Below are 23,334 nucleotides of genomic sequence, written 5' to 3'. Positions count from 1 at the left end.
CATGCTGATTTGCCTTTATATCATAACGATGCTCAATGACTGATTTGACACCCATTACCTACGCTGACACCGCACATACCTCTGAGAAATTTTTATGGCCGCGCTCTGAGCCTTGCCACCACGGCAAGCGCTTTCGCTTATCCGCGGCTTCGGGGCAGCGGCTGATCTATCGCCACCCAACCGAAGCCTTATTTCCAGCTCGAGAGCTGGTGGATACGCCACCTAAACGATTGCGCGAGCTCGAACAGATGCCAAATCACTCGCCTCGGCCAAGTGATCGCGCTGAACATCCGCTACGGTGGGACGAAGAGTGTTTGCGCTACACGAGCCAGACTAAGGTCAATTTTATTATTGGGGTAATCCGCCTATTTAGTCTGTTTGGCCTACTTCTTTTTATGCCTATTTTTTTTCTTGTCTCTATTTACACATCATATTTGTCTGCGCAATATGAACCTGGGAATATTATCCTTAACGTTATAACAAATTTTGATTTGTTTTTCTTTCTAAGTGTTTTTTCTTTCTTCTTGGCAGGATGGGCAGGTGCACAATTACTGTATCGATTGTTTCCAAACTACACTTCTGGCTACCAGCCTGGCCCTATGTGGGAGCTAAATCGACGTACGGGTATGGTCACAGTCTTTGCCAATTCTGCGAAGAAAAGCACCGCTTGGAAGGTGGCCCATGTCTTGCCCTTCCATGAGTTCGATTGTTATATACAAAGCTCCCCGACTTCCCAGGGCATTGCACAATACAACCTAAGCCTTGTGCACTACAGCGTGGAGGCCCATGTGGCGCTAGTGGGCATGTTTGGGGTCACCAGCCGCCTGGATCAATTGGCTGCCTGGGACATGCTGCAACGCTTTATGGATACTTCTCAGCCCTTGCCAGACTCCCCCCAGTGGGAACAGTTTCGTCTGCTAGACCCGACCACCCTGAAGTGGGACAAACAAACAGGGCGACCACCCCGTTATTGGCGGGATATGGATGATGAAACGTTCAATCAGAAAATAGTGGAGCTGCAGAATCGCCTCTCGGCGTTTTATTTCGGTTAAGCTTCTATTCATCAATGGTAGAGCGGCGGATGAGTATTATTAAGCTGCTCTGCTTACATGGTGATCTGCCTTCACATGATAACGATGTATTAATGACTGATTTGACACCCATTACCTACGCTGACACCGCACATACCTCTGAGAAATTTTTATGGCCGCGCCCAGAGCCTTGCCACCACGGCAAGCGCTTTCGCTTATCCGCAGCTTCGGGACAGCGGCTGACCTATCGTCACCCAACGGAAGTCTTATTTCCAGCTCGAGAGCTGGTGGATATGCCGCCTAAACGATTGCGTGAGTTGGAGCAGATGCCTAAACACTCGCCCCGGCCAGTTGACCGGCCAGGGCATCCGCTGCGCTGGGATGAGGAATGCCTTCGTTATACGAGTCAAACAAAAATAAATTTTATAATTGGTGCTTTACGTGCTTTAGGAATGGTTGGTTTTTTTTTAGGTTTATTTGTTTTATGCGCTTCACTGTCTCTAACTCTTTTTTTTCCTTCTCAAGGTATAAATTTAAAAGAAGAGTTGATTCTGGATTTTTTAACTAATGGAGCAATCATAGGATTTTTTTATTTCTCTGGGGGGGGAGTATTATTTATCGCTTGTTTCCTAGCTTTACTTCAGGCTATCAGCCTAGCCCCATGTGGGAACTTAATCGCCGCACAGGCATGGTTAAAGTATTTACCAACTCAGCCAAGAAAAGTACTGCCTGGAAGGTGGCGCATGAACTTCCTTTTCATGAGTTTGATTGTTACCTGCAAAGCTCTCCCTCGTCGCAAGGTATTGCGCAATATAACTTGAGCCTGGTGCACTACAGTGTTGAGGCCCATGTCGCGCTGGTGGGGATGTTCGGGGTCACCAGTCGCCTGGATCAATTGGCTTCCTGGGATATGGTACAGCGCTTTATGGATACTTCTCAGCCCTTGCCAGATTCCCCTCAGTGGGAACAGTTCCGTCCGCTCGACCCGACCACCCTTGAATGGGACAAAGAAACAGGGCGGCCACCCCGTTATTGGCGGGATATGGATAATGAAACGTTCAATCAGAAAATAGTGGAGCTGCAGGATCGGCTTTCTGAATTTTATTTTGGGTAATACAAATATATTGAATGCTCTGTAATCGGTTTACTTAAGGTGGCTCACATTGATGCCAACTTGGAGCGCTTGGCAAGCTCTATACCAAGGTGTGTATAGAGCTTCTCGGGGCAATAGCCGATGGCGAGCAGCGGCCAGCCATTGGCATCCTTAGCCAGTCACCTTCCCCTACTCACGCTGAAAACTTGATTGCCGAGCAGGCCGCCCGTCGTTTTTCTGGCCCTATCGCCAACATGCGGGTGGTCGTCAACAGTAACTTGCCCGGTTTGGCGCCCGGTTGGGAGCAGATTGCCCTCTTCCGCTTTGAGCAAATCACCGAATACAAGCATGAATTCCGTAAGGATGGGTACTCTCAGTGGATGAAGGACGGTACAGAACTGGGCGATGTGGTGCAGCCGTTATTTGAGCGCAGCACGACGGATGGCCGTGAATACTATCTCTATACACCGGCAACCACTACCCAGCCGGGGTCATGGCGGAGCCCAGAGCGCCGTACCCAGCATAAGTTAAAAGTGCGCGTACAGTGGCAGCGCCAAAGCGAACGTCAAAATAGCGTCGAGTTACCGCGAATGTTACCCGCGCCCAAACCGACCCAAACGGCCAGCGGGAATCCATTAATCCCAGACTTTACCCGTACAGAACAACCCTATTGGGCCGATGAAACGACCCATCAGGATAACGAGAGTGCGAATGACTGATTTGACACCCATTACCTATGCTGACACCGCGCATACTTCTGAGAAGTTTTTATGGCCGCGTTCAGAGCCTTGCCACCACGGCAAGCGCTTTCGCTTATCCGCGGCTTCGCGGCAGCGGCTTGCGCCAAGAAATCCTACTATCAGTATACCTCCTGTTGCGAAAGGGCTTGAGTTAATTACTCCTGCACAGTTACGAAATATTGAAAGTCAGTCGGATTTCTCACCTCGCCCAAAAGGCTATCAGCAATATCCGATAAGGATGGATGAAGAGTGCTTGCGTTACTCAAGCCAGACTAAGTTAAATTTTATTGTCGGGGTTGTTCGTGGCCTTGGAATGGTAGGTTTTTTTCTTTTTCTATTTGTAGCTATTGTAGGGAATATTCTAGTTTTTTTTGTCTCATATGCTGAACAAGGAAGAGACTTCAAAGAATTTTTCTTCATGTCTATAAAGATTTTTTCTATAGCACTACCCGTATGTTTATTGATGTGGGGAGGGGGGAATCTTATTTATCGAATGTTTCCTAATTTTTCTGCAGGTTACCAACCGGGCCCAATGTGGGAGTTAAATCGACGTACGGGGATGGTCACAGTCTTTGCAAATCCTGCTAAGAAAAGCACCGCCTGGAAGGTAGCCTATGAATTACCCTTCCATGAGTTTGATTGTTATATACAAAGCTCGCCGACGTCCCAGGGCATTGCTCAATACAACCTAAGCCTTGTGCACTACAGCGTTGAGGCCCATGTTGCGCTAGTGGGCATGTTTGGGGTTACCAACCGCATGGAACAATTGGCTGCCTGGGATATGGTTCAGCACTATATGGATACATCACAGCCTTTACCTGACATACCCGTTTTTGAAATGTATCGCTCTCTGGATCCTACAACAGTCGAAGTGGACAAAGAGACAGGACGCCCCCCCCGTTTTTGGCGGGATATGGATGATGAAACGTTCAATCAGAAGATAGTGGAGCTGCAAGATCGCCTCTCGGCGTTTTATTACGGTTAAGCTTCTTTTATACATTTGTGGCAGGGCGGTGAACTGATGTTATATAACCGCTCTGTCTACATGCTGATTTGCCTTTATATCATAACGATGCTCAATGACTGATTTGACACCCATCACCTACGCTGACACCGCACATACCTCTGAGAAATTTTTATGGCCGCGTTCAGAGACTTGTCACCACGGCAAGCGCTTTCGCTTATCCGCAGCTTCGGGACAGCGGCTGACCTATCGCCACCCAACGGAAGCCTTATTTCCAGCTCGAGAGCTGGTGGATACGCCACCTAAACGATTGCGCGAGCTCGAGCAGATGCCCAATCACTCGCCTCGACCAAGTGATCGCCCCGAACATCCGCTACGGTGGGATGAAGAGTGTTTGCGATATACGAGTCAAACGAAGATTAATTTTTTTATTGGAGTTATTCGTGGTTTAGGTATGGTTGGTTTTTTTTTGGTGCTGTTTGGAGCTGTTGTTAGTCTAATTGCAATATACTTTGCTTCAAAATCGCCTCAAAGTGATTTTAATTATAATGAAATGCTATCTGATTTGATCCCAGTATATATGTATATACTGGCTTTTTGTTTATCAATGTGGGGAGGGGCAAACCTACTTTATCGTTTTTTCCCCAACTATACTTCTGGCTACCAGCCAGGCCCTATGTGGGAGTTAAATCGGCGCACAGGCATGGTGAAAGTATATGCCAATTCAGCCAAGAAAAGCACCGCCTGGAAGGTTGCCCATGAATTACCTTTCCATGAGTTTGATTGTTATATACAAAGCTCGCCGACTTCCCAGGGCATTGCTCAATACAACCTAAGCCTGGTGCACTACAGCGTTGAGGCCCATGTCGCGCTAGTGGGTATGTTCGGGGTAACCAGTCGCCTGGATCAATTGGCTGCCTGGGACATGCTGCAACGCTTTATGGATACTTCTCAGCCCTTGCCAGACTCCCCCCAGTGGGAGCAGTTTCGTCCGCTAGACCCGACCACCCTGGAGTGGGACAAAGAAACAGGACGCCCACCCCGCTTTTGGCGGGATATGGATGATGAAACGTTCAATCAGAAGATAGTGGAGCTGCAGGATCGGCTCTCGGCGTTTTATTACGGTTGAGCTTCTTTTACTCATCAATGGTAGGGCGGTGGAGTGATGTTATTTAACCGCTCTGCCTTCACATTATAACGATGTACTAATGACTGATTTGACACCCATTGCCTACGCTGACACCGCGCATGCCTCTGAGAAGTTTTTATAGCCACGTTCACAGCCCCTTGCGATTCAAGAAGAAGGCGACTCGCCTTGGGAGGGGCATATACCATCGGCATTGCCAACCGCCGCCTTCATCGGCGGTTGGTGGTATACACTGGGTTGGTATCTCTACCACCTGCTCACTTTCTGGACGCTGCCGGGTTATCTGGCCGAGTTTGGACATGGCTACTAAGGCTCTACGGCAAAAAGTTACTGCCTGCTGAAATGGTGGAGTGGTCGAAACCGCTGCCCAAAGAGCAGTGGGCCAAGCCGGTAAAGAGCTTATAACGCTCTCTGAAGAGCTTAGTCACATTCTCCAACAAGACCTTGATTTGCCCATTGAGAAAGTGTTTGCCGAAGCCTACCGTCGGCAGTGTATGAAAGGCTGAGGTCTGTTGGGCTCTGTCCTCATGTATAAACAGAAAATTCAATGCGATAGCGAGGATATATTAGTGAAAAAATTCGATGTTTATGAGCACTCTGCCCATGGTGCAAGGGCAGTCAAACAGGGAATCAACTGGCCAGCTTTCTTCTTCTGTTGGATCTGGGCCATGGTGAAAAAGATGTGGGGAATAGGGTTTGTTCTGCTCGGTCTATTGGTGGTATTCGTCAGTATGGAAGAGTTCTTCTATTACTACGCGAATATGGGAGGTGTGTACTTCATGTGGGCAATGCAACTGGTCGTGTTCCTGTTCGCTGGAGCGAAGGGGAATGACTGGCGTAGAAGCTATCTTCGCAAGCGTGGATTTCAGTACATCAAAAGCGTAGAAGCGACTAACCAGGATGCTGCAATAATCTCGGTGAAGCAAACCGACTCGACCGTATGAAACAGTAGGAGGCCAGTCCTAATCTCGGCAGCGCTGATGATGGGATACTCTGGGAATGCCAAGTTATATAGGATGCTTTTCCAGTATGGAAAACATCGAGATAACCAATACCTAAATGCTATATATAAAGTAGTGTTAAATAAAAATTGAGTAGTAAAGAAGAGAAGCCTGTGTTTAAAGACTTGGCTTTCGAGTGCCCCGCATGTACCGTATGTTTCTGCGATGAGTCACAGTGGACTACTGAACTTTTGAAAACTGATATGGCCATTTGCCCGCTTTGTGAGAGCGATCTATTGATCGGAGTAGAAGGTATGGGGCGACTAACCAACACTATAAAAAGAGCGGTTAGGCAAAGTTATGTTTTTTTATGGTACCCTGCATTATTATAGGACTTGTCGTGTTTTTCTGCTTCGGCGGGCTCGGCTTTATGCTTTATGTGCCCGTCGGACTTTTGGCTTTTTCTTTACTGAAAATGCTGTTTGATAATCAGCCGGATCTGACGGTAAGCCTGAAATCAGCCACATAACTGAAACCTATCTATTCAACCGACAGTTGAGTGCTTGGCACCATTTTAAGGGGCGTTTGCGTGTTTCCATTAAGTTTTAAAAAGTCTTTTGACCTTGAGTTTATTCAATCACTGTATGAACGATTAGCGTGCCATGATGACTCTGTAAAGCTAATACTCAGAACAAAGAGTGGGCGACAGACCGATGACCCCAGCAAAGCCGGCATTGGAGAAATTCGCAATGCCCGCAACAAGCAGTTGTTTGGGATGAGCGCGAAGGAAGGAATTGTCCACACGAAGCATGCGGGGGCACTCCAAGCCCCTCTGTTTGACTTTCTGAAGGAGCGGGACATTCACCAGCAGGAGGTCAGTCCGGATATCGGCGTCGCCTGTGTGCTTCTTTATGTTGTTTTGGTCGCCGGCGGTGGGTTGCTATATACCACTCACAATAATGCCGAGTTTCTCTACCCCTATATCCTGGCCTGCGTGATCTTCGTTCTCTCTGGACTAGCGTTGATATCTTATGCCTATAAGTCTGACCAGAAGAAGTGGTTCATCCCCTCTATGCTACTCCTCGCTATTGGTGCCTTACCCACTGCCCCTTCGAGCCTGCTGGCATTACCGATGATCAATTATCTGGGGCGGGCCAAGCTACAAAAAATACTTAACCAGGGCGAGGCAGATACAAAGACAATCCATACGTAGCCTCATGCATGCAGCCACCAATACCAAGCCCGCTCATGAGCTGTCGTGCCTCCCGCTTTGCATTGACGGTTGCCATAACCCTGGAAAGGTGAGGATATGTGCTTTATTCAATCCAAGCGGGCTATATCGTCCAAATGCTCTGTAAGTATGTGGACGCATGCACCAACGGCTAAGCAGCAGATTCACTCCAAGAGTAGGTGTCTGAGAGGTTTAGTTGATATTCCATAAGGATATAAGAACCTTTAAATAAAGAATTTCCCGCACTCTACAGCTATCGTTAGGCTTATAACTATTGTCCATGTCTTCCAAAAGCGCCTGTTTGTTAACAGGCGCTTTTGGTGTTGCTAAAGGTGAATATATGTCTACAACGACGGTTGCTGCGCCGCAGAGCTATCGCGTGCCGCTGATCGCCACAGCGGCGATTGTGCTGGGCGCGTTATTAATAGGTGTAGTGTTTGACGCCAATATTGGTCTGCTGATGATTGTCGGTGGGCTGTTTGGCATGGTGCTGTATCACGCGGCGTTTGGTTTTACCTCAGCGTGGCGGGTGTTTATTACTGAGCGGCGGGGGCGTGGCCTGCGTGCGCAGATGGTGATGCTGGCCATCGCCGTGGTGCTGTTTTTCCCTGCCCTGGGGGCGGGCACACTGTTTGGTAACGAGGTGTCAGGCTTTGTGGCGCCGATTGGTCTCTCCGTGCTGGTGGGGGCATTCCTGTTTGGGGTGGGCATGCAGTTGGGCGGCGGCTGTGCTTCGGGCACGCTGTTTACCGCGGGCGGCGGTAACGCGCGTATGTTGATTACGCTGGTGTTCTTTATCGTCGGCTCGGTGATTGGCTCCGCGCATTTTGCCTGGTGGCAGAGCTTGCCTGCCTTTCATCCGGTATCGCTGGTTAACGTCGCCGGGGTTAGTGGGGGGATCGCCATTAGCCTGGTGCTGTTTGCTGCTATTGCGGCGTTTACCTGGGTGATGGAGAAACGTCGTCACGGTCAGTTAGAGCAGGCGCCCATGGTCGATAAACAGGGTTATGAGCGTTGGCTGACGGGGCCTTGGCCGTTAGTGGCGGGCGCGGTAGCGCTGGCGCTGCTCAACTTCGCCACCTTGGCGCTGGCAGGCCGCCCGTGGGGAATTACCTCCGCGTTTGCGCTGTGGGGGGCTAAAGGCTTTGAGCTAGTGGGCGGCGATGTCAGCCAGTGGCGCTATTGGCAGGCGCCGGGCAATGCCGCGGCCCTTGAAGCTAGCGTATGGAGCGATATCACGACGGTCATGAACGTGGGCATTATGCTGGGCGCGCTGGCTGCCGCCAGCTTGGCGGGGCGCTTTGCGCCTAACTTCAAAATCCCGTTGAAATCTATCTTAGCCGCGGTCATTGGCGGCCTTCTACTGGGCTATGGGGCGCGCTTGGCGTATGGCTGCAACATTGGCGCTTACTTCAGCGGTATTGCCTCTGGCAGCCTGCACGGCTGGGTATGGCTGGTAGCGGCATTTGCGGGCAACATGGTTGGCGTTAAGCTGCGGCCGTTCTTCTTCGCTGGCGTAGAGGGGCGCAAACCCACCGCTAAAACGAGTTAAGACATCATTAATAGCGTTGTTTGCGGAATAGCGAATAGCGTCATTACGCCTCGGTTTAGTCGTCCTAAATCGGGGTGTTTTTTTATCAACATGGTCGCTCTCTTCCACCTTTGTCGCAGGAGCATGTTACATTACGCTCAAACGCCGCGAACGCCCGATGTTGCTGCATTGCAGCAGTGATTGACATAAAAAAGAGAGTGCTTATGACTACTCAGAGTAGACGCCCCCTATACCTTCCTTACGCCGGTCCTTCTTTGCTCGAAATGCCGCTATTGAACAAAGGCAGCGCGTTTACTCAGGAGGAACGCTTGGCGTTCAACCTGATTGGTTTGCTACCGCAAAAGGTGGAAACCATAGAGGATCAGTTGGAGCGTGCCTATCGCCAGTACCAGCAGTGCCATAGCAGTCTTGAGAAGCACATCCATCTTCGCGCCATTCAAGATGACAACGAAACGCTCTATTTCCGCTTGGTCTCCCAGCACCTTGAAGAGATGCTGCCGATTATTTATACCCCTACGGTGGGGCAGGCGTGTCAGGAATTCTCCAACATTTACCGTAATCACCGCGGCCTGTTTATTAGCTACCCTGACCGCGAGCATATGGATGACATCCTGCGCAGTGCCACCAAAGATAACGTCAAAGTGATCGTGGTGACGGACGGTGAGCGTATTCTTGGTCTGGGTGATCAGGGGATCGGGGGTATGGGCATCCCGATTGGTAAATTGGCGCTATATACCGCTTGTGGCGGTATTAGCCCCGCCTACACGCTGCCGATCATGATTGATGTAGGCACTAACAACAAAGCATTGCTGGATGACCCCATGTACATGGGGTGGCGCCACGAGCGAGTAGGGCAGGAAGAGTACGATGCGTTCATGGCGGAATTTATCGCTGCTGTGAAGCGCCGCTGGCCTAACGTGCTGCTGCAATTTGAGGACTTTGCCCAGGCCAACGCGGTGCCGCTATTAGAGCGCTATCGCAATGAACTTTGCTGCTTCAATGATGATGTGCAGGGCACCGCCTCTGTGGTGGTCGGTACCTTGATGGCCGCTTGCCAGGCCCGGGAAGAGACCATTGCCCAGCAGCGGGTGGTGTTTGTAGGTGGCGGCTCGGCGGGGTGTGGAATTGCCGAGCAGGTGGTTGTTGCCATGGAAGCAGAGGGCTTGACCGAAAGCGAAGCTCGGGCGCGTATTTACATTGTTGATCGCGAGGGGTTGATGACCAGCGATCAAGCGTGGCAGCGCGACTTCCAGCGTCGCTTAGCCCACGACCCTTCGCTGGTCGCCGGGTGGAGTGGCCAGGGCCTGGAAGAGACGATCGCGCAAATCAAACCGACGGTATTGATCGGCGTTTGCGGCCAGCGCGGTATCTTTACCGAACAGGTGGTGCGCACCATGCACGCAGGCTGTGAGCACCCGGTCATCATGCCGCTCTCTAACCCTACTTCACAGGCAGAAGCGGTGCCAGAGGACGTTATTCGCTGGACCGATGGCCAAGCCCTGGTCGCCACAGGTAGCCCCTTTGCGCCGGTAGTTTATAACGGCCGCACCTACCCGATTGCTCAGTGCAACAATGCTTATATCTTCCCAGGCATTGGCTTGGGCGTGATTGCCGCTAGTGCCAGCCGCGTCACCGACGAGATGCTGATGAGTGCCTCGCGGGCGCTGGCCCGTGAAGCGCCGCTGGTTAAAGAGGGCAAGGGTGCTTTGCTACCGCCGCTGTCGCGTATTCGCGATATCAGCAAGTCGATTGCCTTTGAAGTGGCAGCCCAGGCACAGCAAAATGGCGTGGCGTTAAAAACCAGTGGCACAACGCTGCGCGAGCTGATCGAAAAAGCGTCCTGGTCGCCGGATTACCGTACGTATCGTCGCCGCGCTTTTTAAGCGATTGGCTAAAAAAAAAGCCCCCACCGAGGTGGGGGCATGCAAGCATTGGTAGGTTTTACCCTTTAGGCTGCGCCGATCATCTTGCGCAGCACGTAGTGAAGGATACCACCGTGACGGTAGTAAGCCAGCTCGTTTACCGTATCAATTCGGCACTTGGCATCAACGCTACGTTCCCCGTCGGCATTTTTGATCACGACATTGACCGTGCCACCTGGCGTCAGGTCGCTTAAGCCGGAGATCGAAATCTCTTCGTCGCCGGTTAATCCCAACGTTTGACGGCTTTCGCCTTCGGCAAACTGAAGCGGTACAACGCCCATACCGATCAGGTTAGAGCGGTGAATGCGCTCAAAGGATTCGGCGATGACTGCGCGAACCCCTAGCAAACGGGTGCCTTTGGCCGCCCAGTCCCGTGAGGAGCCGGTGCCGTACTCTTTACCGGCGATCACCACCAGCGGTTTACCCTCCTCTTTGTACTTCATGGCCGCATCGTAAATAGCCATCTGCTCGCCGCTGGGTACGTGGCGTGTCTCACCGCCGACCACACCATCGAGCATCTCGTTTTTGATCCGTACATTGGCGAAGGTGCCGCGCATCATGACTTCATGGTTACCCCGGCGTGAGCCGTAGGAGTTGAAGTCGACCGGCTTGACGCCGTGCTCTTGCAGATAGCGCCCGGCAGGGCTGTCAGGCTTGATAGCACCGGCGGGAGAGATATGGTCGGTGGTCACCGAATCGCCCAGCATGGCGAGTACCCGGGCGCTGTGCACATCTTCGATGGCATCCGGCTCCCGGCCCATGCCTTCAAAGAAGGGCGGGTGCTGAATGTAGGTGGATTCAGGCCACTGATAGACCTTGCTTTCTGACACGTCGATGGCCTTCCAGACATCATCACCCTCAAACACTGCGCCGTACTCTTTACGGAACATCGCGGTGTTGACCTGCTCGACGGCGCTGGCAATCTCGGCCTGGCTGGGCCAGATATCTTTCAGGTAGACCGGTTCGCCGTTGCTATCTTTGCCCAGCGGTTCCGTGGTCAGATCAAGCTGAACATTACCGGCCAGGGCGTAAGCCACTACCAGGGGCGGCGAGGCGAGCCAGTTGGTTTTGACCAGCGGATGGACGCGGCCCTCAAAGTTACGGTTACCGGAGAGCACTGAAGCCACGGCAAGGTCGCCGCTGTTGATCGCTTTTTCGATCTCATCAGGCAGTGGGCCGGAGTTACCGATACAGGTGGTGCAGCCATAGCCGACCAGGTTGAAGCCCAGTGCGTCCAAGTCATCGTTTAATTTAGCGGCTTCCAGGTAATCGGTGACTACTTTAGAACCCGGTGCGAGTGAGGTTTTCACCCAGGGCTTGGTGGTCAAACCCTTTTCACGCGCTTTGCGGGCCAGCAGCCCGGCGGCCATCATGACGCTGGGATTGGAGGTATTGGTACACGAGGTAATCGCCGCAATCACCACCGCGCCAGGGTCAAGGCTGAAGTCCTGGTCATCCAGCTTAACGGCTTGGCTGGTGTCATGCTCGAAGCTGCGCTCCACGCCCACGGCGGTTTGGCCGCCTTCAGAGGAGAGTTTCCCCTTGGCGCTGGCATCCGCGTTGACATCTTCCTGCATAAATTTGTCAAAGGCCGCCGCCATGTCTTTAAGCGCCACGCGATCCTGCGGACGTTTAGGCCCGGCCAGGCTGGCCTCTACTTCGGACATGTCCAGTTCCAGAGCGTCGGTAAAGATCGGCTCATCATTGGGTTCACGCCACAGTCCTTGGGCTTTGCTATAGGCTTCCACCAGCGCGACTTGCTCATCTTCACGCCCGGTTAGGCGCATATAGTTGAGGGTTTCTTCATCCACCGGGAAGAAGCCACAAGTGGCGCCGTACTCGGGGGCCATATTGGCGATCGTGGCACGATCCGCCAGGGGTAGGTCTTTTAAACCGTCGCCGTAGAACTCAACAAACTTACCCACTACGCCTTTTTTACGCAGCATCTCGGTAACGGTGAGTACCAGGTCAGTGGCGGTAATGCCTTCGCGTAGCTTGCCGGTTAGCTTGAAGCCAATCACTTCAGGAATCAGCATCGACACCGGCTGCCCGAGCATGGCCGCTTCGGCTTCGATGCCGCCTACGCCCCAACCCAGTACGCCCAGACCGTTGATCATGGTGGTGTGGGAGTCAGTGCCAACGAGGGTATCCGGGTAGGCAAAGGTCTTACCGTCTTCGTCCTTGGTCCATACCGTTCTGCCCAGGTACTCCAGGTTGACCTGGTGGCAAATGCCGGTGCCGGGGGGCACCACGCTAAAGTTATCAAACGCCTGCTGACCCCAGCGCAGAAACTCGTAGCGCTCGCGGTTACGCTGCATTTCAATATCGACGTTCTCTTGGAACGCTGCCGGGTTGCCGAACTTATCGACCATTACCGAGTGGTCAATGACCAGGTCGACGGGGGAGAGCGGATTGATCTTCGCAGGGTCTTCGCCCAGTTTTTCTACCGCGGCGCGCATGGAGGCTAAATCTACCACGCCGGGCACACCAGTAAAGTCCTGCATGAGTACCCGCGCCGGGCGGTAGCCGATTTCACGGCTGGATTTGCCTTCGGTCTGCCAGTCGACCAGGGCCTGCATATCTTCTTGATCTACGCTTTCGTCATCGGCGAAACGCAGCTGGTTTTCGAGTAGAATTTTGAGCGTCTTGGGAAGCCGGTCAATGCTGCCCAGGGTCTCGGCCGCTTGGGGCAGGCTGTAGTAGTGATACGTTTTACTGCCAACCTCTAAGGTGCTTAGCGTATCGGGTGTCTTGCTCATGTCTCTCTCCTCTGGTTGCTGAGCGCTGGTCTCAGCGTGACGGTCACGATCTTCCTTTAGTCTGAGTTACCCCCAGTATGGCGTTAATTTAGTAATAACACATGGGTGTTTGATTAGAGCCTTTCAAGGTTTCTTCGCCTAATAGCGTAGACGAAACCTTGCAATCGCTTGTACTTGGCGCCATTTCAGGCAGACTCTTTGCCAAATCACAGCTATCGATAAAGCTATCAGTCAGATATTTACAAGGTGGTGTCATGGAAACTCGTCATGAGCGTTTGATTATTCTTGGTTCCGGCCCCGCGGGCTATACGGCGGCGGTATATGCCGCTCGGGCCAACCTGAAGCCGCTACTGATTACCGGTATTCAGGCGGGTGGCCAACTGACCACCACAACCGATGTGGATAACTGGCCGGGTGACGCTGAAGGCGTCCAAGGGCCGGAATTGATGGAGCGTATGAAGCAGCACGCCGAACGTTTCAATACAGAGGTGCTGTTTGATCACATCAATGAGGTTAGCTTAGGCGAAAAACCGTTTACGTTAAAAGGTGATAGTGGCGTTTATACCTGCGATGCGCTGATTGTGGCTACCGGCGCCAGTGCGCGTTACCTGGGGCTGCCTACTGAGCAGCAGTTTATGGGCCAAGGGGTATCGGCCTGCGCTACCTGCGATGGTTTTTTCTACCGCAATCAGGAAGTCATTGTAGTGGGCGGCGGTAATACCGCCGTGGAAGAGGCGCTCTATCTCTCTAACATCGCTTCCAAAGTGACCCTGGTACACCGCCGTGACACGCTGCGGGCGGAAAAAATCCTCCAGGATAAGCTATTCGAGAAAGTCGAGGCAGGCAAAATCGCCCTTGAGTGGTTCCAGGAAGTCGAAGAAGTGCTTGGCGATAACTCTGGTGTTACGGGCGTGCGGGTTAAATCCACTCAAGATGGTTCCAGCAAAGAGATCCATGCGCCTGGGCTATTTATTGCCATTGGTCATAGTCCCAACACAGGAATCTTTGCTGGCCAGTTGGACATGAACGGCGGCTATATCAAAGTGCACTCCGGCCTTGAAGGCAATGCAACCGCTACCAGCGTCCCCGGCGTTTTTGCCTGCGGCGATGTGATGGATCACATCTATCGGCAGGCGATTACCTCGGCGGGCAGCGGCTGCATGGCAGCGCTGGATGCTGAGCGCTATTTAGACGGTATTGCCGGATAAGTGCGAACTGTTTTGAAGCGCCTAACAATCGATAGGCGCTTCATCTATTCGTAAACGGCCCAACTGGCTGAGTACAAGTCTCTTCCCCTGAGACCCCTCTGCGCCGTTGCTGGAGCAAATAGCAAAACTGCCGTTATAACCGCTGGTATAGCCCAACGAGCTGTAACGGATGCGCGACCAGCCCCGGTTGTAAGTCACTTGTATACCTTGTTGCGCGGGCACGATGCGTAAAATATCGTCTTTGGTGATATTGTCGGTTTTATCGCCTGCCACGATCATTAGCTCGCCACTCCAATCATTAGCACAGGCCTTGCGGTTCTCAGCGGCAGGGCAGAGCGTCAATTGGCGGCGCTGACTAATCGCCGTATTACGCGCTAACGAAAACGCGCTCTGGAATCGATTGACCTCGCTGGTCTGTGCGGTACGCTCCGCCAATGCTTGAAAACTGGGCACTCCCCAGGCGGCCATAATACCCAGCAGTAGCAGGGTGACCAGTAGCTCAAGCAGCGTAAATCCGCCTGCAAGGGTCGTGTGCGTCTTGACGTGAAAACTGCTCATCGCCTCTCCTCACTTGACCTTGTTATCGCCCGCGCTATGCTCACTCCCCTTTACCAGTTGCGAACACAGTGTCGTTAATAGGTCATCCTAGGCGACGCTACGCTTTTTTTATGTAAGCCAAAACGGACAATGTTGTGAGAGATTTCTTAATTATTGGCGGCGGCGTGATCGGTATGATGACCGCGCTGCAACTGGCCGATGCCGGTCAGCAGGTCACGCTGGTCGATCGTGGTGAGTGCGGTAAAGAGGCCTCCTGGGCGGGGGGCGGTATCGTTTCGCCGCTCTATCCCTGGCGCTACGACACCGCAGTCTCGCAACTCTCCCGCTGGTCGGAAGGCGTTTACCCCTCTTTGGCTCTGCGCTTGCTGGAAGAGACCGGTATCGACCCCGAATATCGCCAAAAGGGGCTGCTCTACCTAAATGTGGACGATGGCGACAAAGCGCTGCAATGGGCGCGCCAGTTGGGTAAGCCCTTAGAGCGGGTAGGGGCTGATTTCGTCCACACTAAAGAGCCTGGGGTGGCAATGGCTGACGACAGCGCACTGTGGATGCCGACACTGGGTAGCGTGCGCAATCCGCGCTTAGCCAAGGCGCTTAAGGCGCGGTTAGCCGCGATGCCCCAGGTCACGCTGAAAGAGCAGTGCGAGGTCAGTGGTTTTATTCAACAGGGCGGCCAAGTAAAAGGCGTAGAGACCTCTCAAGGGCCGTTGACGGCTGAACGCATTATTGTTTGCGGCGGTGCCTGGGCGGCGCAGCTCGTGTCGCAGTTGAATGTGCAGTTGCCGGTAAGGCCCGTAAAAGGGCAGATGATCGCTTACCAAGCACCCAAAGGGTTGGTGCAGCGCGTGGTGTTAAAAGATGGGCGCTATATTATTCCGCGTGCAGATGGCCTCCTATTGGTGGGTTCTACGCTGGAAGAGGTGGGTTTTGACAAGCGCACCGATGAGGCGGCATTGGCGTCGCTAAAACAGAGCGCTGAAACCATCCTGCCCGCTTTGGCAACGTGCCCGGTAGCGCACCAATGGGCCGGATTGCGACCTGGATCCCCTGCGGGCATTCCCTTTATTGGCGCGCTGCCTGAGTCGCCTAATGTCTTCGTCAATGCCGGGCACTATCGCAACGGCTTGGTGTTGGCGCCTGCCTCGACCCATTTGCTGGTGGATCAACTACTGGGGCGTGAGCCACTGATTGACCCCGCGCCATACCAACTACCCCAGAGCGGCTAATACAGGCTTAAGACCTGTACACGCTTAAGGTGTGCCGTCCTTGTCCTGCTGCTCCTGCAAAAAGCGGTCGCGATGGGCGCTGGAGCAGAACCACTGCTCCTGGTCACGCAGTGCTTCGTCTTCAGGAACGTGTACTTCACACCAGCGGCAGCGCACCATTTTGCCACCCTCGTGACGGTTCACTTTGCTATGCTGCGCTTCATGCTCAAGCTTACGTTGCCGGTAGATGCCGTAGAGTTTTAAACCGGCATAGAATACAACGGCGAAGATAATCAGCCGAATGATCAAGAGGTTCATCCTTTTGTGTCTCCCGAAGTAGGGATATAAGCGTTTGAGTGCCGCGCAGCCTTTGCCAGTTGGCGGCCCTTGCGGGACAATACGACTATGACGGTGTAATCCGATTTTAAAGATTCTCAAGAGATTTTGACGCCCATGCAAGACTTAACGCTGGTAATGGCCCAACTCGATCCTCTGGTCGGGGATATTCCCGGCAACGCCGCACGTGCGATTGAAGCCGTTCGCGAAGCCAGGATTGAGCATGGGGCGGATATTGTTGTCTTTCCTGAGCTTTTTTTGTCGGGCTACCCGCCTGAAGATCTGCTGTTGCGCCCCTCAATGGAAACCCGCCTGCGCGAAGCCCGTGCGCTAATGGCATCGAAGGTCGCCAGCGATGTGCTGGTGATCATTGGCTATCCCGGCGTGCGGGAAGGGCGTTGCTACAACCTGGCGGGCCTGCTCTACAACGGCCAGTGGGAAGCTGAGTACGCCAAGCAGGCGCTGCCTAACTATCAAGTGTTTGACGAGCAGCGCTACTTTACGCCCGGCACTGAGACACTCGTTTATGAGCATAAAGGCGCCAAGCTGGGTATCGTGATCTGCGAAGACCTGTGGGATGGCGCGCCGGTTAAGGCCGCCGCGCAAGCGGGGGCTGAGGTGTTGGTCTCCTTGCATGCCTCTCCCTATCATCAGGACAAGCCCGCGGAACGGCTGCGCCTGTTGGAGGAGCACGCTCAGGATACGCAGCTTCCCATTGTGTATGTGAACACCATCGGTGGTCAGGATGAGCTGGTGTTTGATGGCGGATCCTGTTGCGTTAACGCCAGCGGAGAGCTGCAAGTGCTGGCGCCCTACTGGCAGGCGGGTCTGATGCCGGTTCAGCTACTCCAAACCAGCGCCACGGTTTGGGAGCCCCAGCCCGGCGAGATTGACCCCGAAGTAGAACCGGAAGAGAGCCTGTATTGTGCATTAGTCACCGGGCTGCGCGATTACGTCAATAAGAGCGGTTTTGAGGGCGTGGTGTTGGGGCTTTCCGGCGGTATCGACTCCGCGCTTTCGCTGGCCATTGCGGTTGACGCACTGGGCCCACAACGGGTGCAGGCGGTGATGATGCCTTACCACTACACCGCGGATATCTCCAAGCAGGACGCTGCAGAGCAGGCCAAGATGCTCGGTGTGCATTACGAAGTTATGCCGATCGAGCCTATGGTAGAAGCCTTTATGGGCACACTGGCGGAGAGCTTCGCGGGCACTGAGCGCGATACTACCGAAGAGAATCTGCAGTCGCGCTGTCGCGGCGTGCTGCTAATGGCGATCTCCAATAAAAAAGGCTTGATGGTACTCACCACCGGTAACAAGAGCGAAATGGCGGTGGGCTACGCCACGCTGTATGGCGATATGGTGGGCGGGTTTAATGCCATTAAAGACGTGTATAAAACCTGGGTCTACCGCTTGGCTCGCTGGCGCAATACCCAATCCCCGGCTATCCCTGCGCGGGTCATTGAGCGCCCACCCAGCGCGGAGCTGGCGCCCGATCAGCAGGATAGCGACTCGCTGCCTGATTACGATGTGCTCGATGCAATTCTATTAAGCTATATCGAGGGCGACATGAGCGCTGAAGCGATCATTGCCGGTGGCTTTGACGCTGAAGACGTTTATAAAGTAGTGAAGCTAGTTGACCGCTGTGAATATAAGCGTCGCCAAGCGCCCATTGGCGTACGGGTTACTCCGCGAGGCTTTGGGCGTGACCGCCGCTACCCCATCGTCAATGGCTGGCAGCCCGGCGAGTGAACGAGATTTCTCTTAACGCGGCTATGACGGCCAGATAAAAAAACTCCCCTGAAAAGGGGAGTTTTTTTCATTGTGCATCCACGGCAGTCAGACCCTGGCCGTTTTAATTTAGAAGCTTTCCCACTCGGGAGCTTCCTGCTGACGTTTAACGGCGGGGAGGGCGTGTGCGTTCGTAGAATGACTGCGTGCAGGTGCCAAGGGGGCATGCGACGGCTGGGCGTTTTTGGAGGAGTTGGGTAATTTGAAGACCTCCATGGAGTGCAGCAGCGAGTGAGCGTTTTGACGCAGACTGTTAGCTGCGGTAGCGCTTTCATGGACTAGGGCTGCGTTCTGCTGGGTGACCTGATCCATCTCGGTCACTGCTCGACCCACTTCCTGCACACCGGTGCTCTGCTCGGCGCTGGCGTGGCTGATCTCCTGCATAATGCTGGTTACCCGCTCAATAGCCGCGACGATCTGCTCGGTCGATTTGCTGGCTTCTTCGGCGCGCTCGTTGCCATGGGTGACCCGTTCGAGGTTGCTAGAAATAAGGTCGTTGATCTCTTTTGCGGCATCGGCACTGCGCTGGGCAAGTTTACGCACTTCTTCTGCGACTACCGCAAAGCCACGGCCATGCTCCCCAGCCCGGGCAGCTTCGACCGAGGCATTAAGTGCCAGAATGTTGGTTTGAAAGGCAATTGCATCAATAGTAGAGATAATGCCGGCAATTTCCTGAGAGCTCTTATTAAGATCGTTCATGGTGGCAACCACCTGATTGACCGCTGCGCCGCCTTGTTTGGCTGTGTTAGAGGCGCTGGAGGCCTCTTTGCTTGCCTGCTCGGAGTTATCGGCGTTGAGCTTGACGGTGCTGTTAAGCTGCTCCATTGCCGAGGCGGTTTCGGCTAGCGCGCTGGCCTGCTGCTCAGTACGCGAGGAGAGGTCGTTATTGCCTTCAGCAATTTGCTCGCTGTTGCTGGCCACCGCTTCTGCCGAGGCGCGCACCTGAGTCACAATGGTTTGTAGCTGCTGCGCCATGGCTACCTGTGACGCCATAATGCTGCGGGTATCGCCCTTCTTGAGCTTACCCTGGCTGGTTAACTCGCCGCGACCAATGGCTTCTGCGAAGGCTTTGACTTCGTAGGGCTCGGCACCCAATTCACGTAGCAGCTGGCGGGATAGAAACACCGCGATCAAACCGCCTACCAGCAACGCAAACAGTGTTAGCCCCAGCATTTGCATTTGGAAGCCGGAAGCGGTGTCACGGGCTGTGGCGGTGGTGATATCGTTCAACTGCTGCTGCAGGTTGATAAACTGATTAATGCGGTTAAGCCACTCGGCATAGGCAGGGCCTGCCTGCTCGAGTAGTAAGGCTTCTGCGTCGGCAAACCTTTCTGCTTGGCGGGCGGCAATGACTTGCTGTGTCAGTTCGAGGGTCGTAGCGCCCTGGGCGTCGATGCTGGCAAGAATCGTTTGCTCTTCTTGACCGCTAGGGTGCTCGTTAGTCACTTGGTGCTCGCCTTCCGACGCTATGACGTAATCGCTGCTAAGGCTCTCCATTTCGATGAGTAACGCATCTACTCTGCTATCGTCCTGGGTAAGCACGACATCGCGCAGGGCAATAGCGCGATCATGCACGCTGCCACGCATATCCACTGCAAACCCCAGCTTGGTACCGTTTACATCGTTGATGGTGGTTAAGTCGCGGTCAATTTGATTGACTTGGTAAATACCTATAGCTGTTAAAAGAATCAGCAGCCCAAGCAGGGCAGCAAAACCGAGCGTTAAACGCGTACTAATTTTGGTGTTGCTGGAACGGGCGTTAAGAAGTGACATTGAGTGCTCCCTTAGGTGCCGTTAAGGCACTTTATTATGCTAGACGGGCTCATCATATATTTGTGTATAGTTTTTGTATAGGAAATACTGACTACGTGTATAGTATTTTTAGTTACGTTTTGTTTTCTCTATTAGAATCAAATGTTTGTTAATTGTTGAATAAAAAAACCACGCCGTGGCGTGGTTTTCTAGGTACATGTTGTACAGCTTTCAGCGAATGATAGCTCGCAGTGGTTTAATCATTTTGGCCTAGATGTTTAGGAACGAAGCGACTACCCTGCAACTGCTCGTGATCAGGCGCGTTTTCTCGCAGCACGGCGAGGACTTCATTGGCGCGATCCTCCATGTCAAGGCCTTGATAACCTTCCACCATGGTGGCCAAGGCATCCCGGGTGGCGCTGGATTCGGGGTAGTTTTCGATCACCCAGCGGCCGCGTTCAACGGCTGCTAAGTAAGCGCCACGGCGTAGGTAGTAATCGGCGACATGGAGCTCATGGCGAGCCATTAGCTCACGCAGATAGACGATTCGCTGCTGGGCGTCAGCGGCGTATTCGCTCTGGGGGTAGCGCTGGATCAGTTCGCGGAAGTCGTTGTAAGCATCCCGTGAAGCCCCTAAGTCGCGTTTGGAAATGTCGATCAGGCGCAGCCGCTCTAGACTAAAGCGGCCCGCTTGCCAAGCGGAGAGGCCGCGCAAATAGTAGGCGTAGTCCACTTGCGGGTGGTCAGGATGTAGGCGAATAAAGCGGCTGGCAGCGGCTCGAGCCTCTTCCCAGTCGCTGTTTTCATAGTAGGCATAGATCAGCTCAAGCTGAGCCTGCTCGGCATGGGCACCAAACGGATAGCGGGTGTCGAGTGCTTCCAAACGCTCTATCGCAATCGGGTAACGGTTGCTGTCTAGGGCTGTGCGGGCCAGCTCATAGAGCTCACGCTCCTGCACCCCAGCAAATTCATCGTCTTCTTCTTCGCTAGAGTTATTGCTCGCACAGCCCGCTAGAAGGGCAAGGCTTAGGGCTAGAGCACCAAAGCGGTTGGCAGCTGAAAAAACGCGCATCATCATCCTCGTTGCAAACAAGCCTCGATCACCAAAAAGCGGCGATGGCCATAAGTAGAAATGGTAGAATAGGTCTCAGTCCGCCCACTATAAAACACCTCGGCTCAAAACGCAGGCTTAGCGACGTTTCGTTAGGTGTCGTCAAAGGTGGCCGCTAAGGTTTTTTGCGTCTTAAAGAGGATTTTCATGTCTCGAATAGTTGAAGACACGCAGCGCGTGCCCGCGACGTTAGCCGGTGCACGGTTAGACCAAGCGGCGGCTGAGTTGTTCAGTGATTACTCCCGGGAGCGCTTAAAAGCGTGGATTAACGCGGGTGAATTGACGGTGGATGGCGCTCAAGCCAAGCCTAAAGCCAAGCTGCATGGCCATGAAGTGTTGGCGCTTCAGGCGACCATCGAGGACGATACCCGCTTTGAAGCCCAGGACATCGCGCTGGATATCGTTTACGAAGACGACACGGTGATGGTGATCAACAAAGCGGCCGGTATGGTGGTGCATCCCGCTGCCGGTAACCCGGACGGCACGCTGTTAAATGCGTTGCTGCATCACCAGCCGTCGCTTGCCGAAGTGCCTCGGGCTGGCATTGTTCACCGCTTGGATAAAGACACCACAGGCTTGATGATGGTGGCGAAAACGCTGCCCGCCCAAACGGCCCTGGTTGAACAACTGCAGGCGCGCAGCGTGTCACGCCAGTACGACGCTGTGGTGATTGGTAAACCGGTGTCGGGGAGCACTATCGATGCGCCCATTGGCCGCCACCCCAAAGACCGTAAACGCCAGGCAGTTACCGCTTCGGGTAAGCCTGCCATTACTCATTTTCGCGTGGTTGAGCGCTTTCGTGCCCACACCCATGTGCGTTGCAAGTTGGAAACCGGGCGCACTCACCAAATTCGTGTGCATATGGCCCATGCCCGTTATCCATTAATTGGTGACCCCATGTACGGCGGGCGCGCCAAGCTGCCGCCGGGCGCCGCTGAGCCGCTGAAAGAGATCCTGCGCGAATTCCCCCGCCAGGCCCTGCATGCGCGTAAGTTGATTTTCAAGCACCCGGTGAGTGGCGAAACATTAACTTTTCAAGCAGACCTCCCTGATGATTTGTTAATGTTGTTGGATTACTTACGGGAAGATAATGAGACCATGCGATGAGCGATGCCATTAATTTACGGCCAACGCTTTTAGTGCCCGACTGGCCTGCGCCATCCAATGTGCGTGCCTTTGTGACAACCCGGGAGTCGGGGCCTAGCCAGGGTGATTTCGCCGCTTTTAACCCTGCTTCCCATGTGGGTGATAATGCTGATCATGTGGCGTTGTGTCGGCGTTTGCTGCAAAAGGAGCTTGGCGATGAGCGCCCTCTGCTATGGTTGAACCAGACCCACGGCGCTCGCGTGCAGCAGTTGTATCAGCCTGATGCTGCCGATGCAGATGCATCCATCGCTACTTCCAATGAGTACGCCTGTGTAGTGCTGACGGCAGACTGTCTGCCGGTGATGTTCTGCAATCGCGCGGGTACCCAGGTGGCGGTGGCTCATGCCGGCTGGCGCGGTCTCGCGGGCGGCGTGCTTGAGGCAACCATTGCCGCCATGAATACGAATCCTGATGACATCTTGGTGTGGTTAGGCCCCGCTATTTCCAATGCGCAATTTGAGGTTGGGCCGGAGGTTTACGGCGCCTTTGTTGCCGTTCATCCAGATACCGCTGATGCTTTCGACCATAGCCCCTATCGACTCGGCCATTACATGGCTGATCTCTATAGGCTGGCGCGCTTTCGCTTAGAGGCACTGGGCGTCAATCACATAAGCGGCGGCCACTTCTGTACCGCCTGCGAGTCGCGTTTCTACTCCTTCCGCCGTGATGGCGGTAAAACCGGAAGAATGGCCAGCGTGATCTGGATCAATTAATGTGAATTAAGGCTTCCATAAATCAGCGGTTTGCACCGCCACCTCTTGAAAAGCATGGAACTGACGCCATTTAACTTGTCAAGCTAATAGTGATTTAGCATGTCTAATGAAACGTTATCGGGTCACGCGGTGCG

General features: G+C 53.6%; 21 protein-coding genes. 16 read left to right on the top strand and 5 right to left on the bottom strand.

Annotation, left to right across the window (positions count from 1 at the left end; translation table 11 throughout):
• Nucleotides 1-35 precede the first annotated feature (35 nt).
• The 11 genes from ACFIOZ_RS17775 (at nucleotide 36) to ACFIOZ_RS17725 (ending at nucleotide 10,582) form a co-directional block, all read left to right on the top strand.
• Nucleotides 36-1,052 (top strand): hypothetical protein, encoded by a 1,017-nt coding sequence (locus ACFIOZ_RS17775; RefSeq protein ID WP_386080087.1) that lies wholly within the window; start codon nucleotides 36-38, stop codon nucleotides 1,050-1,052.
• Nucleotides 1,053-1,081: 29 nt separating this feature from the next.
• Nucleotides 1,082-1,852 (top strand): hypothetical protein, encoded by a 771-nt coding sequence (locus ACFIOZ_RS17770; RefSeq protein ID WP_386080086.1) that lies wholly within the window; start codon nucleotides 1,082-1,084, stop codon nucleotides 1,850-1,852.
• Entirely contained in the window at nucleotides 1,849-2,145 is a 297-nt protein-coding gene (locus ACFIOZ_RS17765) for a hypothetical protein (protein WP_386080084.1), read from the top strand. Before ACFIOZ_RS17770 ends, ACFIOZ_RS17765 begins: the two co-directional genes overlap by 4 nt.
• Nucleotides 2,146-2,234: 89 nt before the next feature.
• Complete coding sequence (locus ACFIOZ_RS17760; RefSeq protein ID WP_386080082.1) at nucleotides 2,235-2,843, top strand: hypothetical protein; 609 nt, start codon at nucleotides 2,235-2,237, stop codon at nucleotides 2,841-2,843.
• Entirely contained in the window at nucleotides 2,836-3,849 is a 1,014-nt protein-coding gene (locus tag ACFIOZ_RS17755) for a hypothetical protein (RefSeq protein WP_386080080.1), read from the top strand. The genes ACFIOZ_RS17760 and ACFIOZ_RS17755 overlap by 8 nt, the downstream gene beginning before the upstream one ends.
• A 94-nt stretch (nucleotides 3,850-3,943) precedes the next feature.
• Nucleotides 3,944-4,957, top strand: coding sequence for a hypothetical protein (locus ACFIOZ_RS17750; RefSeq protein ID WP_386080078.1), 1,014 nt, complete (start codon nucleotides 3,944-3,946; stop codon nucleotides 4,955-4,957).
• Between the two features lie 186 nt (nucleotides 4,958-5,143).
• Entirely contained in the window at nucleotides 5,144-5,380 is a 237-nt protein-coding gene (locus tag ACFIOZ_RS17745; RefSeq protein ID WP_386080076.1) for a hypothetical protein, read from the top strand.
• Nucleotides 5,381-5,544: 164 nt separating this feature from the next.
• Nucleotides 5,545-5,919 carry a DUF2628 domain-containing protein gene (locus ACFIOZ_RS17740; protein ID WP_386080075.1) on the top strand — a complete coding sequence of 125 codons (375 nt, stop codon included), beginning with the start codon at nucleotides 5,545-5,547 and terminating at the stop codon, nucleotides 5,917-5,919.
• A 586-nt stretch (nucleotides 5,920-6,505) separates the two neighbouring features.
• The gene (locus tag ACFIOZ_RS17735; RefSeq protein WP_386080073.1) at nucleotides 6,506-7,129 is read left to right on the top strand and encodes a hypothetical protein; all 624 of its coding nucleotides are present in this window, start codon (nucleotides 6,506-6,508) and stop codon (nucleotides 7,127-7,129) included.
• Nucleotides 7,130-7,487: 358 nt separating this feature from the next.
• Entirely contained in the window at nucleotides 7,488-8,699 is a 1,212-nt protein-coding gene (locus ACFIOZ_RS17730; protein ID WP_386080071.1) for a YeeE/YedE family protein, read from the top strand.
• 203 nt (nucleotides 8,700-8,902) lie between these two features.
• Nucleotides 8,903-10,582, top strand: a complete 1,680-nt coding sequence (locus ACFIOZ_RS17725) for an NAD-dependent malic enzyme (RefSeq protein ID WP_386080069.1) — start codon at nucleotides 8,903-8,905, stop codon at nucleotides 10,580-10,582.
• A gap of 65 nt (nucleotides 10,583-10,647) precedes the next feature.
• On the opposite strand, the gene acnA is transcribed toward ACFIOZ_RS17725, so the two are convergent.
• Complete coding sequence (acnA, locus tag ACFIOZ_RS17720; protein ID WP_386080067.1) at nucleotides 10,648-13,380, bottom strand: aconitate hydratase AcnA; 2,733 nt, start codon at nucleotides 13,378-13,380, stop codon at nucleotides 10,648-10,650.
• 254 nt (nucleotides 13,381-13,634) lie between these two features.
• On the opposite strand from acnA, the gene trxB reads away from it, so the two are divergent.
• On the top strand, nucleotides 13,635-14,588 hold the full coding sequence (trxB, locus tag ACFIOZ_RS17715; protein WP_386080065.1) for a thioredoxin-disulfide reductase: 954 nt from the start codon (nucleotides 13,635-13,637) through the stop codon (nucleotides 14,586-14,588).
• A gap of 21 nt (nucleotides 14,589-14,609) precedes the next feature.
• Here the strand turns inward: trxB and ACFIOZ_RS17710 are convergent, their stop codons facing one another.
• Nucleotides 14,610-15,146: a GspH/FimT family pseudopilin gene (locus ACFIOZ_RS17710; protein WP_386080064.1), complete on the bottom strand. Its 537-nt coding sequence runs from the start codon at nucleotides 15,144-15,146 to the stop codon at nucleotides 14,610-14,612.
• A gap of 134 nt (nucleotides 15,147-15,280) precedes the next feature.
• On the opposite strand from ACFIOZ_RS17710, the gene thiO reads away from it, so the two are divergent.
• A complete protein-coding gene (thiO, locus tag ACFIOZ_RS17705) occupies nucleotides 15,281-16,372 on the top strand; it encodes a glycine oxidase ThiO (RefSeq protein WP_386080062.1) in 1,092 nt (363 codons plus the stop codon).
• Between the two features lie 24 nt (nucleotides 16,373-16,396).
• Here thiO and ACFIOZ_RS17700 read toward each other — a convergent pair whose 3' ends face one another.
• Nucleotides 16,397-16,669, bottom strand: a complete 273-nt coding sequence (locus tag ACFIOZ_RS17700) for a PP0621 family protein (RefSeq protein ID WP_386080060.1) — start codon at nucleotides 16,667-16,669, stop codon at nucleotides 16,397-16,399.
• Between the two features lie 135 nt (nucleotides 16,670-16,804).
• Here ACFIOZ_RS17700 and ACFIOZ_RS17695 point away from each other — a divergent pair, with 135 nt between their 5' ends.
• Complete coding sequence (locus tag ACFIOZ_RS17695; RefSeq protein ID WP_386080059.1) at nucleotides 16,805-18,439, top strand: NAD+ synthase; 1,635 nt, start codon at nucleotides 16,805-16,807, stop codon at nucleotides 18,437-18,439.
• A gap of 108 nt (nucleotides 18,440-18,547) precedes the next feature.
• Here the strand turns inward: ACFIOZ_RS17695 and ACFIOZ_RS17690 are convergent, their stop codons facing one another.
• The gene (locus tag ACFIOZ_RS17690; protein ID WP_386080057.1) at nucleotides 18,548-20,251 is read right to left on the bottom strand and encodes a methyl-accepting chemotaxis protein; all 1,704 of its coding nucleotides are present in this window, start codon (nucleotides 20,249-20,251) and stop codon (nucleotides 18,548-18,550) included.
• A 235-nt stretch (nucleotides 20,252-20,486) separates the two neighbouring features.
• On the bottom strand, nucleotides 20,487-21,302 hold the full coding sequence (locus ACFIOZ_RS17685; protein ID WP_088702237.1) for an outer membrane protein assembly factor BamD: 816 nt from the start codon (nucleotides 21,300-21,302) through the stop codon (nucleotides 20,487-20,489).
• A 186-nt stretch (nucleotides 21,303-21,488) separates the two neighbouring features.
• Here ACFIOZ_RS17685 and rluD point away from each other — a divergent pair, with 186 nt between their 5' ends.
• A complete protein-coding gene (rluD, locus tag ACFIOZ_RS17680; RefSeq protein ID WP_133733178.1) occupies nucleotides 21,489-22,448 on the top strand; it encodes a 23S rRNA pseudouridine(1911/1915/1917) synthase RluD in 960 nt (319 codons plus the stop codon).
• A complete protein-coding gene (gene pgeF, locus ACFIOZ_RS17675) occupies nucleotides 22,445-23,200 on the top strand; it encodes a peptidoglycan editing factor PgeF (protein ID WP_386080055.1) in 756 nt (251 codons plus the stop codon). Before rluD ends, pgeF begins: the two co-directional genes overlap by 4 nt.
• Nucleotides 23,201-23,334 lie beyond the last annotated feature (134 nt).

It is taken from the genome of Vreelandella sp. F11 (assembly GCF_042466685.1).
In the GTDB taxonomy this organism is placed as follows: Bacteria; Pseudomonadota; Gammaproteobacteria; order Pseudomonadales; family Halomonadaceae; genus Vreelandella.
This window is presented reverse-complemented; position numbering and strand designations above follow the sequence as displayed.